The organism is Limnobacter sp. SAORIC-690 (assembly GCF_002954425.1).
Taxonomy (GTDB): domain Bacteria; phylum Pseudomonadota; class Gammaproteobacteria; order Burkholderiales; family Burkholderiaceae_B; genus Limnobacter; species Limnobacter profundi.
Window position 1 is genome coordinate 983,235 of sequence record NZ_MQVZ01000001.1, and the last position, 16,294, is coordinate 999,528.

At 50.0% G+C, this 16,294-nt stretch carries 15 protein-coding genes; 8 read left to right on the plus strand and 7 right to left on the minus strand.

The genetic code is table 11. The annotated features are described in order from the left end of the window. The first annotated feature begins 87 nt into the window (after positions 1-87). Positions 88-2,466: a GAF domain-containing protein gene (locus BSZ31_RS04670; RefSeq protein WP_105027757.1), complete on the plus strand. Its 2,379-nt coding sequence runs from the start codon at positions 88-90 to the stop codon at positions 2,464-2,466. A gap of 13 nt (positions 2,467-2,479) precedes the next feature. Here BSZ31_RS04670 and BSZ31_RS04675 read toward each other — a convergent pair whose 3' ends face one another. Then, positions 2,480-2,968, minus strand: coding sequence for a hypothetical protein (locus BSZ31_RS04675; RefSeq protein ID WP_146106598.1), 489 nt, complete (start codon positions 2,966-2,968; stop codon positions 2,480-2,482). A gap of 245 nt (positions 2,969-3,213) precedes the next feature. Between BSZ31_RS04675 and BSZ31_RS04685 the strand changes: the two genes are divergently transcribed. From BSZ31_RS04685 to BSZ31_RS04700, 4 genes are all read left to right on the plus strand, one after another. Beyond that, complete coding sequence (locus BSZ31_RS04685; protein ID WP_105027760.1) at positions 3,214-3,888, plus strand: response regulator transcription factor; 675 nt, start codon at positions 3,214-3,216, stop codon at positions 3,886-3,888. A gap of 36 nt (positions 3,889-3,924) precedes the next feature. After that, positions 3,925-6,921 (plus strand): ATP-binding protein, encoded by a 2,997-nt coding sequence (locus BSZ31_RS04690; protein ID WP_105027761.1) that lies wholly within the window; start codon positions 3,925-3,927, stop codon positions 6,919-6,921. 207 nt (positions 6,922-7,128) lie between these two features. Continuing rightward, complete coding sequence (locus tag BSZ31_RS04695) at positions 7,129-7,515, plus strand: hypothetical protein (protein WP_146106599.1); 387 nt, start codon at positions 7,129-7,131, stop codon at positions 7,513-7,515. 19 nt (positions 7,516-7,534) lie between these two features. After that, positions 7,535-8,134: a hypothetical protein gene (locus BSZ31_RS04700; RefSeq protein ID WP_146106600.1), complete on the plus strand. Its 600-nt coding sequence runs from the start codon at positions 7,535-7,537 to the stop codon at positions 8,132-8,134. A gap of 6 nt (positions 8,135-8,140) precedes the next feature. On the opposite strand, the gene BSZ31_RS04705 is transcribed toward BSZ31_RS04700, so the two are convergent. Beyond that, positions 8,141-8,797 carry a response regulator transcription factor gene (locus tag BSZ31_RS04705; RefSeq protein WP_168426847.1) on the minus strand — a complete coding sequence of 219 codons (657 nt, stop codon included), beginning with the start codon at positions 8,795-8,797 and terminating at the stop codon, positions 8,141-8,143. A gap of 224 nt (positions 8,798-9,021) precedes the next feature. Here BSZ31_RS04705 and BSZ31_RS04710 point away from each other — a divergent pair, with 224 nt between their 5' ends. Further along, positions 9,022-9,423 (plus strand): hypothetical protein, encoded by a 402-nt coding sequence (locus tag BSZ31_RS04710; protein ID WP_105027765.1) that lies wholly within the window; start codon positions 9,022-9,024, stop codon positions 9,421-9,423. Positions 9,424-9,439: 16 nt separating this feature from the next. Here BSZ31_RS04710 and mnmE read toward each other — a convergent pair whose 3' ends face one another. The 5 genes from mnmE to rpmH are packed head-to-tail and all read right to left on the minus strand — an operon-like array spanning position 9,440 to position 13,259. Then, positions 9,440-10,819, minus strand: a complete 1,380-nt coding sequence (gene mnmE, locus BSZ31_RS04715) for a tRNA uridine-5-carboxymethylaminomethyl(34) synthesis GTPase MnmE (RefSeq protein ID WP_105027766.1) — start codon at positions 10,817-10,819, stop codon at positions 9,440-9,442. After that, a complete protein-coding gene (gene yidC / locus BSZ31_RS04720; RefSeq protein ID WP_105027767.1) occupies positions 10,791-12,491 on the minus strand; it encodes a membrane protein insertase YidC in 1,701 nt (566 codons plus the stop codon). The genes mnmE and yidC overlap by 29 nt, the downstream gene beginning before the upstream one ends. 28 nt (positions 12,492-12,519) lie before the next feature. After that, complete coding sequence (gene yidD / locus BSZ31_RS04725) at positions 12,520-12,825, minus strand: membrane protein insertion efficiency factor YidD (RefSeq protein WP_341714850.1); 306 nt, start codon at positions 12,823-12,825, stop codon at positions 12,520-12,522. Next, positions 12,732-13,091 (minus strand): ribonuclease P protein component, encoded by a 360-nt coding sequence (locus BSZ31_RS04730; RefSeq protein WP_168426848.1) that lies wholly within the window; start codon positions 13,089-13,091, stop codon positions 12,732-12,734. Before BSZ31_RS04730 ends, yidD begins: the two co-directional genes overlap by 94 nt. Positions 13,092-13,124: 33 nt before the next feature. Beyond that, entirely contained in the window at positions 13,125-13,259 is a 135-nt protein-coding gene (gene rpmH / locus BSZ31_RS04735; protein WP_008247028.1) for a 50S ribosomal protein L34, read from the minus strand. 281 nt (positions 13,260-13,540) lie between these two features. On the opposite strand from rpmH, the gene dnaA reads away from it, so the two are divergent. Then, positions 13,541-14,929 carry a chromosomal replication initiator protein DnaA gene (gene dnaA / locus BSZ31_RS04740; RefSeq protein WP_105029746.1) on the plus strand — a complete coding sequence of 463 codons (1,389 nt, stop codon included), beginning with the start codon at positions 13,541-13,543 and terminating at the stop codon, positions 14,927-14,929. A 228-nt stretch (positions 14,930-15,157) separates the two neighbouring features. Next, positions 15,158-16,264, plus strand: a complete 1,107-nt coding sequence (dnaN, locus tag BSZ31_RS04745; protein WP_105027770.1) for a DNA polymerase III subunit beta — start codon at positions 15,158-15,160, stop codon at positions 16,262-16,264. Positions 16,265-16,294 lie beyond the last annotated feature (30 nt).

The following is a 16,294-nucleotide window of genomic DNA, read 5'->3' on the forward strand; positions in this document are numbered from 1 at the left end:
TTGGGTAGTTCAAAAGTGTGGTCCCTCGTACGGGTGACAAAGTGTAAAGTGGTTACCGAGAGGAAAAGGGACGGAGACACTTCCACAATGAGCAGTCCAAAAGAAATCAACGAGGCGGTCAGGCTCACCGAGCTTTACCAACTTGATATTCTGGACACGGAAAAAGAAGAGTACTTTGAAGCGCTAGTGGACCTGGGTTTGTCAGCGTTCAATTGCGCATTCTGCTTCATTGCATTTGTAGATTCTGATCGACTTTGGTTTAAAGCAAAACGCGGTTTCGAAGTCAAGGAAGTTCCACGCGACCTTTCCATTTGTTCTCACACCATTCAACATGATCAACCGCATGTCATCAACGACTGCCTTGAACACCCAGTGTTCAAGACCAACCCTCTGGTACTTGGCAGCCCCTGGATTCGCGCTTATTTGGGAATCCCCATTCGCTCGGTGAACAGCAACAACATTGGCACATTTTGCCTGCTCGACAACACTGCGAGAACCTGGACAAAATCTGAAGTGTCCGTTGCAATTGCCTTGGCCAAATTGGTTGAACACAGTCTTGTTGAGCGTGCACTGAAAGCCAAAGAATCAAACGAATTGAATTCCAAACAACAACACAACTACAACAATCAAGGTTTGGGTAGCTGGAAGAACACAGATCACGGTGGGCTGATCGAACTGTCGCCCTCCATGGAAAAATGGCTCAACCTTTCGCAAACCCGTGTGGTACAGGCCAGCTGGTTCCATAACTTACCAATCGACGAAGACCGGGAAATGGTCGAGAAAGCGCGACTTAAACGCGATGGAAATGCGTTTGTGTATCGCGTCCGTTTACCCAGCGGCGACATTGTGCGCTTTGAAGAACAGGTTTATGACAGCGGCAACGCAGGTGACACACGCTTGTTTGGTTTGGTGAAAAAAATCAGCGAACCTGCGCTAGAAGCCCTTCACCAAGAAGTGTCAAACGATTCCGACAGTTTGTCGCGCATGGAGCCCCATCTGGATCTGAAAAAGTTTCCCAAGTCTTTTTTGAGGGAAACCGTGAAAGGCCGGCTCGCACTCGATCACCTGGGATTAATCACCGGCCTGGCCAGCGCAGGTGATGAAGAATTCACAAAAATAAAACTCAAGGAAAGTTTTATTGATTTGCTTTACGGCGAAGACCAAGAAACGTTCTCGAAAATCCTGAATCAATGCCTGAAAAACAATTTGCCCTCGGAAGCTTGGGTGCGCCTGAACTTTCAGGATGAAAACAGCACTTGGCTGCGCATGGAGCTTTGCCCGAAAAAGGGATTCACTGCATTTAAAAAACCATCGGTGATCGCCAATTTTACGGCGATGATCAACAAATCGTCTTCGGTTCAAAAATCTATTTTTGATGAAAGTCTTTTGAATTTGACCGGTACTCTGGCCAAAGTGGGCGGCTGGTATTACCACCTCGAAAGTGGATCTCTTAAAACCACTGAAATGCTGCGCGAGGTATTGGGCTCCAACAAAGACTCGCTCAATTCGATTTTTCACCTCAGCTCCATTCTCTCCAGGTTGTCTGGCCGCAATATCGCGGTGCTTTTTATTGAATGCATCAACAACCGTAAACCGGCCAGCCTTGAGTTTGAAGCACTCGGGCAACACGAGAAAAAGAAATGGTTTCGCATGATGATTCGCCCCTCCATCAGCGACGAGGGCGTGCCGATGGGACTGTACGGCTCAATTGTCGACATCTCTGAGACGCGCCGAGTGGAGCAATCACTTGAAAAGAATCTGCTGACCTACAACCTGATTGTCGACAACCTCACCGATGGTCTTGTTGAAATCGACTCTAGCCTGAATGTCAGCTTTGTGAACCGAAATGCAAAAAGCCTGCTGCAAAAAGACAAAGAACTTTTTGTCCATGCAATGCCCTTGAATGAATTGATTCCGGACCTGGACAAAAACCAGTTTGCATCTTTGCTGGAGACAGTCAACCAAGTGGGCTTCTCCAAATCTGTTGAACAGTTTGTGGGATTCATCAAACGCTGGATTTCATTGCGTGTCTTCAAATCGGGCACTGGTTATACCATCCTGATCAAAGACATCACCAAGCGCAAAAATCAAAGCAGCGATTTGTACATGCTGAATTCAGCGATTGAACAGATTCGCGAAGTCATCATGGTGACCAACGACATTCGCAACACCAAAGACCCATTTGGATTGTTGTATGTGAATTCGGCATTCGAGACATTTGTGGGCCAGGGGCGAGACAAGTGGTTGGGGCGCAATCCATATCACCTCATCCACGGTCGCATCCCGACAAGGCACTATCGCCAGTTGCTCGTCGGGTTTCTAAGTCACCAAAAAATTCTTGTGAAAACAGAATACGAGATCAACCCGGACAACAAAGTACCTTGCGACATTCTGATTTCACCATTTCTGGACACTGCGCGAAACGCGCCTTGTTTCCTGATTGTCTTCCGGGTTTTTGAGAACTGAGTGAAAGCCGGGCTTAGGCCAGCGTAGCACCAAGGCTTGAATGCTGAGTGCGTGGCGCAAACACCATCGCATGAATGGTTTTCACCAGATTGGTCATTGTCTCTGCGGTGTCTTTGCGCAAAAACCGCGCTGGCTGTATAGCGTCTGAGCGGTGCTCCGCAAGGCTTTCAGCAAGCTCCAGGCTTTCCAGATTACAAGACATGTAAGACACTGGCACAGCATGCACATACCTGCTGTAGAACACCAGAATGTCTTGCAAATCGTCATGGGCATTGTCGGGAAAATGGAGATCTGACAACACGGCAGAAGGCAAAGGCCGCAAGCCCCGTTCAGCTTGATTGAACGCTGCACGGATATCACCGAAGCGCTCAAACACCGTCAGCGAAATGGACAGATAAGTCACCTTGGCAATTTCTTCAATGGCCTCTTCCACCACAAGCCGGTAGAACGGTGAATCTTCAGCGACCCAGACTTCCAGTGGTTTTGATTCCGACTCACTCACAACATTCACCTGGCCAAACGGCATTTAGACTCAATACCGTTAGGTTAGTGGATGGCAGGTTTGGCACCATCAACACAAAGAGACCCCCCCCTATTTGAGGGAGAAATCATTTCGTACCCGCACGCTTCAAATGAAGCCATCCTCCAAATGAAGGGGCATCGCTTCGAGGGTTCACACGTAAGATTATTCAAACATATCGGTAATACCGGTTTTTATTTTTGGCAAACAAATTGGGAGGTTGCCGAATGAACCCCAACGCTGTACTTTTGATTGAAGATCATCCACTGGTGTCCATGATGCTGGCTGACATGCTGACCGAGCATGCACCAGACCTGAGTGTGCTCAAAGTGCCCACCATTCAGGCCAGTGAACAGCACATTCATGAGAATCCGCGCCTCGTCATTTTTGATCTAAACTTGCCCGACTGCGAAGGCGTCGCCTCTGCCAGACGCGTACGCGACCTGTTCCCGTTCTCGCAACTGCTGGCATTTACGGGCACCACACACGACGACATCCTCCAGGAACTGGACGAAATGGAAATTCCTTGTGTGCGAAAATCTGCCGATTACCATGAACTGTTGGATGCAGTCATGAAAGGGTTGATGGCCACAGGCGTGAGTTGCCAGGAAGGAATGAGTGCGGACAAAATGAAGTCCAAAAACGAGTTCCAGTCCAACATCATTGCGCCAGGCTCCAAAAAACCGCTGACTTGGCGACAAGTTGAAATCATGCGTCGCATTGCTGTGGGAATGACCGCAAAAGAGGCTGCCCGCGACATGAACTTGAGTCCTGAGACTGTTCGCGCCCACATGCGTGAAGTCCTTGTTAGACTAGGCGCTCAGAATCGAGCCCATGCAGTGTCTATTTTCACCAAGGCAGAACGACAATCGCGGTTACTTGAAGAAGCGCAAAGTCACTGAACCTGGGCCGAACAATACCAATAACAAGGCTGGCCCATGAAACTGACCCTGCTGATTCGAATATTTGGCTTACTCATTCTGGTGTTCTCGGTATTCGGCATCGGTGTGAAGAGCATTTCGATTCACCAGCAAACCGTTCAGGAAGATTATTACCAGGCCTGGGCCTCCGATGAAGCCATTTTGACCCGCACGCTGGCCGAGTTTGAAGCCATGCGAAAGCTGGTCTTGCTGTACGCAGCCAGCCGCAACCCAGAGTACATTAATCACTACCTCGACATTGTGGGCCTGCACAACGGCAGCCGTATTTACACCACCGAGGTGGAAGCAGACTACTGGGTCGATGTCATCACAGGTCAAAACAAAGATTCTGCCGTGTCTTGGGGTATCGGGCAAAACCTCAGTGAAAGGCTTTACTCGCTGAGATTCATCGCTGAAAACGAGCCTGCCATTGAGCGAATCCTCGATCTGCGCCATCAACTTGAGAAAAACGAACTCAGCGCGTTTGCCAGCGGTATTACCCGCTTCGTTGACAAACGGGAAGGCGAATACTTGTCGCCGCCCGAAGTCAAAGAAACATTCGGTGTGTTGTTCGACCGTGAACACATTGAACTGACCAATGCATTGTCCGCAGAATTGTCCTCGTTCATTGCGCGTGAAAAAAGCCGCTACCTGGGTTTGATTGACGCCTCTCGCAAAGAACTCACCTACAGCGTTTATCTGGATGTGGTGTTCACCCTGCTCTTTTTGTTGGGCTTGTTCATCGGTTTGGTGTCCATCAAGAAAAAGGTGATCGACCCTATCAATTCGCTTTACAACGCCAGTGAAGAAATCATGAAGGGCGATTACACAGTACGTGTAAACAACCGCACGGGCTCGCATGAAATCAACCTGCTGATTCGCGCATTCAACCGAATGATTCGTTCATTCCAGCGCGACCTGGAAAAAAGCGAACGCGTGAAACAAGCGCTTGAAGAGGTCAGCCTGGCCAACGTGGAAAAAGAACGTGCGAAGAATGAATCAAGAATCAAGAGCTCGTTCCTCGCCAACATGAGCCACGAAATTCGAACGCCGATGAATGCGATTCTCGGCATGACAGCACTCACGCTGAAAACCGATTTGAACGAAAAGCAAAAAGACTACCTGACCAAAATTCAGCTGTCAGGCGACAATCTGCTTCACTTGCTCAACAGCATTCTGGACTTGTCAAAAATTGAATCCGACATGTTCAAGCTGGAGCAGCGTCCATTTCGCCTTGACGATGTGCTGGAAGAAGTATTTGGCACCTTGGGTAACTCAGCGCTGGATAAAAACATTCGCCTGCTGTACACCCTTCAAGGCAAAGGCCTGCAATCAACCCTGAACCGACTGGTTGGCGATTCTCTGCGCGTGGGTCAAATTCTGAAGAACCTGATCGGTAATGCCATCAAGTTCACCAGCGAAGGGCACATCAACCTCACCGTCAAAGTGCTCAAGCAACTCGACGACCAGGTTACCCTGCAATTCAGTGTCAGCGACACTGGCATTGGCATGAGTAAAGACCAGTTGCAACGCGTGTTCGACAAGTTCACGCAAGCGGATTCGAGCACCACACGCATGTTCGGCGGCAGCGGCCTGGGGCTGAGCATTGCCAAAGAATTGGTGCACCTGATGGAGGGCGACATTCATGCCCATTCCACACCGGGGCGCGGCTCGGTGTTTTATTTCACCTTGAACCTGAAAACCCAGGAAGCCGAGGCACCTGCCCGCAATCCGAATTTGCTGCATGGCCCAGACATCAAACGAGCCTACATCTGCTCGCTGGACCAAAAGCTGCACCGCTCCATCTCCAGCATTCTGGACCAGTTTTATGTGCCACTGGCCGCGCTTTCGGCGGAAGAACTGGTCACCGACCAACGGCCGTTTGAAACCAAAGACATTGTGTTCATCGACAGCGACATTGCCACCACCTCGCCCGAACTCTTGTCTCTGCTCAAAGCAAATCACCTGAACCAAAACAACAACCTGGTTTGGCTTTCCAACCGCAACGCAACCGAACTGCAACGCATTCACGGCGCAGACCCCAACAACCGGGTGTTGACCACACCCATTTTGCCGGTGCACCTGATGAAACTGGCCGAGCGCCAGGTGCAGCAATCTGCACCTGCACCAGCCACAAAAACCACCACTTCACGCAAAGCTGCCAAAACCAGCGAAACACCGGCCGTTGATAAAACGGAAGTGCGTTCAGCCAAACTGTTGATAGTAGAAGATCACCCTTTGAACATGGAATTGCTGCTGGATTTCCTGAGTCCGAAAAACTACCAGATCCGCTGTGCGAAGGATGGTCGCGAAGCAATACAGATACTTAAAAACACGCCCGAACCATTTGACTTGATGATTTCAGACCTTGAAATGCCTTTTGTTGACGGCTACCAGCTGGCAACCTGGGTTCGGGAAAATGCGGTGCATTGTGTAACTCCGATCATGGCGCTAACCGCACACGCCTTCGAGCAAACCCGTGTGCGTTGCGAAGAACACGGCATTAACGACGTGCTCACCAAACCATTTCACGAGAAAAACCTGTTCGACGCCATCAAGCGCTGCCTGCGCAACAAAGAAGGTGTGTTGACTGGATTTGAAACCAGGCATGACACACCCCGCATGCCCTTGTCCGAGCATGCGGCCACAGCCACCGAACCAGCCACCAGCCCACGCCATTCTGCAATTTTTAAAGTAGACAGTTTTGAGCCAGAGCGAATGGCAAAGTACCTGGGCAAATTTTTACAAACCAGTGAAAACCTGATTGAACGCCTGGAAGACTGCGCAAAAAACAACGACATTCAAACCTTCAAACGAGAAATTCACTCCCTGGCGGGCGTACTGGGCATGTTGGGTACAGAGAGTGTCAAACAACAGTTCTCTAGAATGGACAAATCACTGGAAGATCCGACCGCACAAACCATGGTGATGACAGAAATCAAAGATGTGTGGCCCACCATCGTGGACGAAGCCGAGAAAATTCTGGTGTTGATTAATCGTTTTGGAAAACATTGAGCAAAGCTGTGCGCAAGTAATTGTGTTCGCACACAGCATGTCTTACACTGAGTTCACAAGATTTAACAAAATAAAAAGTTCATAGTATTTGTGGTGTCAAGAACTTACCCAAAGTAGTCAAAGTATTTTCAAGGGTTTGACGTGAAACATTTTTTGCATTCAGTGATTACCAGCCTCGCATTGTTGACGATGGTAGGAGCCCCCGGCGTGGCTAACGCCGAAGTGGTGTTGGTGGGTTCCAGCAGCATCCATTTCAATGAAATTTCGAAAACAAAACTGCGCGATCTGTACACAGGCCAAAGCCAGGCTGTGGGTGATTCCACCGTGCTGGTCATTGATCGGGACGATGAGTTTGGTGAACGCAGCCGCTTTATTTCAGGCACCCTGGGTTTCACCACCGAGGAATTTCGAACGGTTCAGCGACTTCTGGAATGCATCGGCATCAGCAAAACACCCACCGTTGCGCGCAACAGCCAACACATGGTCGACCTGCTGACCAACAATCCCAATGCATTGGGCTACCTTACCCGAAAGGAGTTGCAAGGCAATCCGACCAAGTCTAAATTGAAACTCATCAAGGTACTGGCCGAGTAACTCGCCAAATAAGCAGAACATGGATAAGTACAACGTCAAGTTTGGATGCAGAAGGTCTTGGTTGAACCTGGGTCTGTTCTTCACGGCCTTCTTTCTTGCAAACGCCAACGCCTACGCCTTTTGCGCAGGCACCTTGATCAAGGAGATCAAAGCCTTGGCAAACAAGCCTGAGGTCATTGAGGCCGTCAAGGCGTCCAATGCCCGTCAACTTGGCAAAGAAAGGATCATGGAACTGGATGAGAGGTGGATCAAACTGAAAGGCCGTTTGCCCGAGGCCGATCAAATCATCAACTCAAAAGTTTCCGCCTTGCTGACCGCGGCGATGAACAAACAAAGTTATTTTAAAGAAGCGATTTTGACGGGCAACCAAGGGGAAACCGTCGCCATGAACATGGTGACCACCGATTATTGGCAAGGTGATGAAGAAAAATTCACCGCAATTTTTGACACCAATCTGCCGTCCAGAAAACCCGATTCGCATATTTCCCGCGCCCGCTGGGACGACAGCACCAAAGCCATGATTGCCCAAGTAAGCGTGCCAGTGTACGACGGGGATTACATGATAGGCACCCTGACGGTGGGCGTGGATCTAAAACGCGTGCCCCACCCCAACCACTGACGAAAATCAATCGTTCAGCTTCATTTTCACGCTGCGTTCAGCCTTCAGAAACACATTCACCGCCTGCGCCTTGTTCGATACTTCCAAGCGTTTGAAAATTTCCCGAATATGACCACGCACGGTTTCCGGACTGAGCCCAATTCGCTGCGCAACCATTTTTGCAGACAAACCTTCAGCAGTCATTCTCATGATTTCCACTTGTCGCCAAGTCAATGGTTTTGCGCCGGGATAGGCCACAATATTGGATTGGTGTTCGTTGGCTGGCGCGCTGTCGGATGAACTGCCATTCAAAATGCCCGATTTAAAAAGCACAGACTCAATTTCATGGGCCAAAGCCGACTGGCTACAGGTTTTCTCCACCACCGAGTAGCCCGAGTGCGCGGCGCGGGTTTGAATGTCCTCATTCACAAAACCGGTATAAATCAACCCACACACTTTCGGGAACATGGAGTCCAGCCAGTCTATCGTTTGCTGTCCCTTGGAATCGGTGAGGGTAAGATCAAAGATAATCAGGTCAGGTTTTTCAAACAAGTGTTCGCGGGCTTGAACCAGACTGGTCGCCACATGAATTTGGGCGTGAGGGGCCATGTCTTTGCAGACGTCCTCGATCACCATCGAAATCAGCGGATGATCTTCGAGCACCAATATTTTTTGATTTTTCATTGTTCGCAGGCTAAGTCGGGCACACAGGACCTTAGGGTCTCTTCTTCCACCCCAAGAGTACATGAATTCAGGGGAACAATTAAGCCTGCTTTTTGCCTTTTTTTACAAAGGGTTCCGCATTTCGGGGGGGCATCAGAAACAAGCATCCTCATTTCACGGAATGGGCAGGAAAATTCAACTCAGTAAGATGGACTCATACCGAATCCTTTGCGGAGCAAGCCATCATGACAATTGCACTGGTCCAACATCAGCAACACGACTGTGAACCACTTTACTTTCGCCAGTCCGAGGCGCGAGTCACCATGGAACTGGACAATGTGGCGCATGGCCTGAACCACTTTGCCCAACAACTGCGCAAAACCGCCTCAGCACAGGCACGCTTCGCCTTGGTGGTCCAGCTTAAAACCTGGGCACTGAACAAACCAACCCTGCAAACCCTGATGGCGCAGTACCTGGACGAAGTGGAACGCACGCAGCAGGTGGTACATCTGGATCCGGATAGCCACAATGAATCGATTGAATCGCTGTGCGAACAGCTGGTCTTTTTGAGTGCCGTGTTTGAGCAGGAATCAGAACTGATCGAACAAATGGCCTTTGCCGACCCACAACTGGTGTTTTGCGACTGAACCTTAGTTGCCAACCTTACTTGCCGATACAGAACCGGCTGAAAATCAATCCCAGCAAATCATCGGGCAGCATACGCCCGGTGATTTCTCCCAAAGCATCATGCGCCAGGCGCAACTCTTCAGCAAACAAATCCAGAATCCGATCGTCCTGTTGCGCAAACTCATGCGCAACCGCCAAATGCTGACCACACACCATCAAGGCATCGACGTGTCGTTGCCGTGCCATGAAACCATGGTCCGGCGTGTGGGCAATGCCCACCTTGGCCAGTATGGCGTCTTTTAACTGCTCCAGTCCCAAACCGTTCTTTGCAGATACCGGCAATACATCATTCAACAATTGTGGCACCTCAGGCAGCAAATCAACCTTGTTCAACACGGTGATGGTGGGCAAATGAAGAGGCAGTTCAAGGTGGGTATTCAATGCATCCTGAAGACCCTGTGTTGCGTCTTTCAAAATAAGCAACAAATCGGCTTCTTCCACCGACTTTCGGGTTCGCGCTATGCCGATTCTTTCCACCTCATCTGCAGTGTCACGCAAACCCGCCGTGTCAACCAGCACCAAAGGTACGCCGCGAATATTCAGCTCCTGTTTGATTCGATCACGTGTGGTGCCCGCAATGGCCGACACGATTGCGATTTCCTCGCCGGCCAAAGCGTTTAGCAAACTCGACTTGCCCACATTGGGTTCGCCCACCAGCACAATTTGCAAGCCATCGCGAAACTTCACTCCTTCCTGCGCTGCACCGAGCAACTGTCGATGTGCGTTCAAGATATCCGCAAGTTGACCTTTGGCATCTGCCTTCTCAAGAAATTCGATTTCCTCTTCAGGGAAATCAAGTGTGGCTTCGAGCAGCAAACGCAAATGCACAATGCGATCGGCCAGCTCATTCACCTGCTTCGAAAACACACCACTTAACGAAGCCGCAGCGGCTTTGGCAGTGGCTATAGAACCGGCATCGATCAAATCGGCCACCGCTTCGGCCTGGGCCAGATCAAGCTTGTCGTTTAAAAATGCGCGTTGCGTAAACTCACCTGGCATGGCGTGGCGCAACGGAATATTCAGCTGCCGGGCAAGGGAAAGGGCATGCGCCACCACACCTTGCAACACCGCTTGACCACCATGGCCTTGGAACTCAAGCACATTCTCACCAGTGAACGATGCAGGCGCATTGAACAACAGGGCAATGCCTTCATCGATGGCATGCTGATCAAAATCACGAAGCGTTAAAAGAGTTGCCAGGCGGGGTTTGGGCACCTTGCCACAAAACGCCGCACAAAAGGCCTGAAAACTAGAGGGAGAAGGAAAAGAAAACCGCACCACCCCCACCCCGCCCTTGCCCGGCGCGGTGGCGATGGCGACGATGGGATCACCGTGCTGTGGCTGGTGCAGACTCAATTTGACGCGTAATTACCCATTGTTGGGCAATGGACAAAATGTTGTTTACAACCCAGTACAACACCAAACCTGCCGGGAAGAAAATAAACATGACCGAAAACACCAAGGGCATGATCATCATGATTTTGGCCTGAACAGGATCGGGTGGTGTTGGGTTCAACTTGGTTTGAATGAACATGGTCACCGCCATGATCACAGGCAGAATATAGAAGGGGTCCGGCGCAGCCAAATCGGTTACCCAACCCAACCAAGGCGCATTGCGCATTTCTACACTGGCCAGCAACACCCAGTACAGGGCAATGAACACGGGAATCTGAATCAGAATGGGCATACAACCGCCCAAGGGGTTGATTTTCTCGCGTTTGTACATTTCCATCATGGCGCGCTGGAAGCCCATTTTGTCATCGCCATATTGTTCCTTCAGCTTTTGCATGCGCGGACCAACTTTGCGCATTTTAGCCATAGATTTGTAACTGGCGGCTGACAAGGGGAAAAACACCAACTTGATCAAAATGGTCAGTACCACAATGGCCCAGCCCCAATTGCCAATGTAACTGTGAATTTTTTCCAGTAACCAGTAAATGGGCTGGGCAATTACAGTGAGCCAGCCATAATCCACTACCAGGTCCAGCCCGGGTGACAGGGCTTCCAGCACACTTTGATCTTGCGGACCGGTATACAGTTTGGCCGTGTAGGTGCCAGTCTGCTCAGGCGCCAAAGTACCCAGGCTACTCACGAGGCCAATGGAGTACAAGTTGGAATCTACTTGACGGGTGTAATTCTCGCGAGGACCATCCTGACCAATAATGGCTGACACAAAGTAATGCTGAATCATGGCAAGCCAGCCGGAATCAGCGGTTTTTACATAGTCTGCACTGCGATCGGCGATGTCTTCAAAGTCGATCTTCTGGTATTTCTTCTCGGGTGTGTAAACAGCCGGGCCCGTGAAAGTTGCGTACAGGGAAGAATCGCTTTCAAGCGGGTTGCCATCGCGGGTAATTTGTACATAAGCACTGGGTGATACCGGCTCAACACCTGCGTTGCGTGCATTGATCACAAGGTCAATGTCGTAGCGATTCTTGAAAATGGTGTAAGTGGTTGTGTTTTCAACACCACCGCTTGTGGCTTTGAATACAAGCTTTAATTGATCCTGGCCGGGCGCAAACTCGGTAGAACCCGACACCAGTTCAAACAAGGTACGGTGGTTGGGCGCGTCAGGTACACCTACCAAGCCAGCTTGGCCAACATAGGTTCGATTGGCTGTTTGTTCAAACAGTTGAACCGGCAATTCCGGATTCTCGGCAGCAGGGTGATTCAGCAGCTTTGAAGTAATCAGTTGTGCGCCCTGGCTTGAAAACTGCAGTTCAAGCACATCGGTTTTAACAGTAATGGTTTGCGCAGCGGGTGCGGCTTCCGCAGTGCCTGAAGCGATTGCATTCGGATCAGCTGGAACATCACCAGCCGTTGGAGCCACTGCCTGAGGCAAGTCATTGGCCGCGCCGGAGCCAGCTGACGAACCGCCAGCCTTGGTAGCATCGCCTTTGTCGCTGGTTTGCGCGCCAGTGCTGAGGCCGAACAAGGTTGGCTTACCAATAGAAGCCTGATAATTGTCCCAAAGCATGATGAGAGACAAACTGAATATCATCAAGAGGACTAGCCTGCGCGTTTCCATTTAAATCCTTAATTACTGAGCTTAATGACTAAGAGTCGCGACTGGTGCGGCGTGTTTCAGGAACAGGGTCCAAACCGCCAGCATTCCAGGGATTGCATCGACAAATGCGGCCTAAAGACAAAGCCGCGCCTTTCCATGCGCCATGAATTTTAACTGCTTCAAGGGCATATTCCGAGCAACTGGGGTAAAAACGGCAAGAAGGCGGGAAAAGAGGACTTACAGCAAGCTGATAGCCACGGATCAGTGCTGTGATGGCACGCGCCGTGAGAGATCGTTGAAAAGTTGTTGGAGTTCTATCCACCACGCCGCTCGATCTGAATGACCTACTGCACACACTGGTTTGCTTAAGCGAACCAGGAATTTGCCTTGGTAGTTACCCAATGCTTCTTGGCAGGCATGGCGGATCAAACGTTTTAGCGTATTTCGATCCACGGCCCGTTTGGCCAAGCGCTTGGGGATCAGTATTCCGAACTGCGGTGGGGTGTCTTCGAACAGTGCGTGAAGCATCAATCGATCTGTTTTGGCCACTGGCCTGGTTTTTAACAGACCACCAAATGTTTCAGATCGAGTGATTTTTGTCGCATGCGACCCGGAACCCACCCTGTGCAATTCAGAATGTTCAAAGCGCCAGGCTTATACGGACAAACGTGCACGGCCCTTGGAGCGACGTGCGCGCAGCACGGCACGACCACCACGGGTGCGTGAACGTACCAAAAAGCCGTGTGTTCTTTGACGGCGAACTTTAGAAGGTTGATAAGTGCGTTTCATGGCAAGCCTCTGGCCCACATGGGCTTAAAATTTGGCGAAAAATAGGTTAAAACTGGTTTGGCTTGGCTTGGCATATTAGACGAAGCCAATAAGGATCGAAGCTCACGCCAAGGGAACCCAAAATTATAGAGGCAAATTCTGGAAAAACCTAGAAAAATCTGCAAGTTCGCGTGAAGGCGGTCAATCGCTCACTCAATCCGTGGGGGTTTGGATACAATGGAGCGCTGAGTTTTAATTCCTGCAAAGCAGTTCATCCGAATAATAAGGCTGTTCATAACGTGATTGATCAATTCTGGAACCACTGTGTTGAAGCGCTTCGGAAGGAAATTCCAGCCCAACAGATCAAACTGTGGATCGAACCACTGACTGTGGTTGAATTTGATGAAGACACCGCCAGCCTGAGCATGGCTGCCCCGAACCGCTTCAAGCTGGATTGGGTGCTGAACAACTATGGCGGCCGTTTTAATGAACTGGCCACCGAGTTTTTTGGCTGCGACATGGCCATTCAATGGCAGGTGGCAGCAAAACAGGCCAGTCCTTTGATCGCGCCTCCCCCGGCCACAGCCAAAAACAGCAATGAAGCCGTAGCACAAGGTGCACCCAAAGTGGCCGCCGTAAAACGCGATGAGATTGCTGCCACAGTCTATGAACGCAGCCGCTTGAATCGCGACCTTTGTTTTTCCAATTTTGTGTCAGGTCGTGCCAACCAGCTGGCCAGGGCCGCTGCAGAACAAGTGGCGTCTAACCCGGGCGTGAGCTACAACCCACTGTTTTTGTATGGTGGTGTGGGATTGGGCAAAACCCACCTGATTCATTCCATCGGCAACCGCCTGCTGGAACAAAACCCAAACACCCAAATTCGTTACATTCACGCCGAACAGTATGTAAGCGATGTGGTCAAGGCCTATCAAAAAAAGGCATTTGAAGAATTCAAGCGCTCTTATTACTCGCTCGACCTGCTTTTGATCGACGATATTCAGTTTTTCGGGGGCAAAAGCCGAACGCAAGAAGAATTTTTCTATGCATTCGAGCAGTTAATTGCTGCGAAGAAGCAAATTATCATCACCAGCGACACCTATCCCAAAGACATCCAGGGCATGGATGACCGGCTGATTTCGCGTTTCAACAGCGGTTTGACCGTGGCCATTGAACCTCCCGAACTTGAAATGCGGGTAGCCATTCTGCTGAAGAAAGCTGAACAGCAAAAAATACTGTTTTCGGAAGATGTGGCATTTTTCGTGGCCAAACACATGCGCAGCAATATTCGCGAGCTGGAAGGCGCCTTGAGACGAATCATGGCATTTGCCAGTTTTCACAACAAGCCGGTGACCATGGACCTGGTGCGTGAAGCTTTGCGCGACATGATTTCAGTCCACCATGGCCAGGTGTCGGTTGAGAGTATTCAAAAAACAGTGGCTGATTACTACAAAATCAAGGTAGCAGACATGTTTTCAAAGCGCAGGCAAGCGCAAATTGTGCTGCCGCGCCAAGTGGCCATGTATTTGGCCAAAGAATTAACCGAGAAAAGTTACGTGGAAATTGGTGAGTTGTTTGGTGGAAGAGACCACACCACGGTACTGCATGCGGTAAACAAGATATCGGAATTGCGAAATCAGTCATCAGAGTTGAACCATGCGCTGCACGTGCTGGACCAAACCCTGAAGGGTTGATTTAGAATTGTGGATAACTGTGTAATAAGCGTGCAGAACAACACGAGTTATCCACAGAAAAAAAAGAACCCGGAAAAATCGGAAAAAGTTATCCACAGTATGCAGATTGAATCCCGGAAGTTCTACACCCATTTTGAAAGAACCTAAGAAGCTCAATTCAAAGGAAAAAATAGAGTTGTCCACAGAATCGAATCAACTCTATTAACTAATCCTATAAGGAAATATTAAATGGAATTAATTCATAGCTCACGCGATGCATTGGTTCGAAAACTGCAAATCGTCAGCAACATCGTCGAACGTCGAAACACCTTGCCGGTGTTGGCCAACATTCTGTTGAAAAAACAGGGCGGCCTGCTGACACTGCTGTCTTCAGACATTGAAATGCAGATTCAAACCAGTGCAGAAGTGGGTGCGGGTGGTGAAGACACCGCGACCACAGTGGCTGCGAGGAAATTCCTGGATATTTTGAGATCACTCCCCGAAGATTCGGATGTCATGGTGAAGCTGGACGGCAAGAAAATGTCTGTACAGGCCAAGAAAAGCCGTTTTGCCTTGCAAACCCTGCCCGCCGAGGATTTCCCGCTGGTGCAGGAACCCAAAGAATGGGTGACACAAATCAGTTTGCCGCAAAAAATGCTCAAAAATCTGTTGGGCATGGTTCATTTTTCCATGGCTCAACAAGACCTGCGTTATTACCTGAACGGTGTTTTGTTGGTGATTGAAAGTGCCTGCGTTCGCGCTGTGGCTACCGATGGACACCGCCTGGCCTATGCCGATGCACCTGGTCAAGGCGGCACCGCCAAGCATGAGGTTATTATTCCGCGCAAAACCGTACTAGAGCTGTCGCGTTTGCTCAATGATACCGATGACACTGTAACCATTGATTTGGCGAGCAACCAGGCGAAATTCACCTTCTCGGATATCACCCTGATCACCAAGTTGGTGGAAGGCAAGTTTCCCGATTATCAACGGGTAATTCCCAAAACCCACCAGCACCACGTGGTTATTTCCCGCGACGCCTTGTTGCACTCGCTTCAGCGGGCCTCGATTTTGACCAGTGACAAATTCCGCGGTATTCGCTGGGTGTTAGGTGCCAATGGTTTGACCATTGTGGCCAACAACTCGGATCAGGAAGAAGCCCGGGATGAAATGGAAGTCGAGTACCAAGGTCCCGAGATTGACGTGGGTTTTAACGTAAACTACCTGTTGGATGTGTTGAACAACCTCAAGTCGGAAACCGTGCAGTTTACGTTACAAGACGGAAACAGCAGTGCACTGGTGACCACCCCAGGCAAAGACGATTTCAAGTATGTCGTCATGCCCATGCGTATTTAAAACGACAATAAAACGAAAACAACAACACTC